Below are 1,231 nucleotides of genomic sequence, written 5' to 3'. Positions count from 1 at the left end.
GCGTTACCCGCATGCCCAGGTCGAGGAACTGGCCGGGCTGGCGGTGCAGCAGCGTAGCGCGTTGCTTGCCTCCGACGAATCGGAACCGTTGCTGCGCATCATCATCGCCAACGGCGGTTCCGATATGCGCCATGCCGGGTGGGTGGTCGACCACCCGTTGCGCGAGCTGGTAGCCGATGACCCCAGCGTGCTGGGAGTGGTGGGAATCGATCGCAGCAACGACGAAACCCGCAGTGCCATCACCCGTCTCGGTGAGCTCGGTGTTCCCGCCGTGGCCACGACCTTGTCCGCCGACGGCCTCGAACAGGCGTCGCCGCTGTATTTCCAAGCGGCACCGAGCAATAGCGTGCAGGCCCGCCTCGTCGCCGACTATGTGCAGGGTGCTCGCGATCTCAATGGCGGCCGCCGCTACGACAGGGTGACGATCTATCACCCCGAGGCCGAGGGCGATCTGTACGTGACCACGCTGGTCGAGGACCTGCAGAAGGAACTCACCAAACGCGGTGTGGCGCAGGAGAGTAAGAGCTGGCGCGAACAACAGCAGCTCTACCGTTTCCCCGCGCCCTGCGAGACCGCCGAATTCGACCGCAACACCCTGCTGTTCTTCGCAGGCCGCAACGACGACTTCCCGACCTTCGCCAAATCGGTGAGTCGCGGCTGCGTGAGCGGCGCGGGCCCGGCGATCCTCGGCAACGACGCGGTGACCAGGCTGATCACCGACCCGAAGGCCACCGGCGCGCTGCCCGCCAACCTCACCGTTCGCTTCGTGTCCAAGGCCTCGACGGTGATGCTCGGCGGCGCCGATTGCGTCAACGGCATCGGCAAACTCGGCGACCAACCGGTGCCGTTCGAACACGAACAGCTGTGCACCGAGCTGGCCAGGCTGATCGAGGACCTGCGCGGCTATCCCGGCCTCACCGACTACCGCCCCACCTGGGCAGGCGACCGCACCGGCCTCGCCTTCGACGTGAGCGGCCTGTTCCTGCAAGCCGTGCGCAACAGCCGAGGCGTCCTCGCCGAACCGAACCGCACCGCCATCGCGGTCCAATTGCGCGAGTCCGACTTCCGCGGCATCACCGGCACCCTCGGCTTCTCCACCAGCCGCGTCGCCGACGGCTCCTCGATCGCGGTCCTGGTCACCACCGCGGTCGGCGGTGGTGGTCCACAGCGCTGCCTGATGATGTTTCCCCCGGCAGCCCGGCCAGGACGGATGTCCCTCGGGCACGAAGAG

Annotated in this window: 1 protein-coding gene; it reads left to right on the top strand. The window is 67.5% G+C overall.

Annotated features, from left to right (window positions below):
• On the top strand, positions 1 to 1,231 hold a 1,231-nt coding region (locus ACFWUY_RS41745), incomplete at both ends, for an ABC transporter substrate-binding protein (protein ID WP_384122318.1).

The organism is Streptomyces sp. NPDC058664 (assembly GCF_042716635.1).
In the GTDB taxonomy this organism is placed as follows: Bacteria; Actinomycetota; Actinomycetes; order Streptomycetales; family Streptomycetaceae; genus Streptomyces.
The sequence above is the reverse complement of the archived record's forward strand: the minus strand, read 5'-3'. Positions and strand labels throughout refer to the sequence as shown.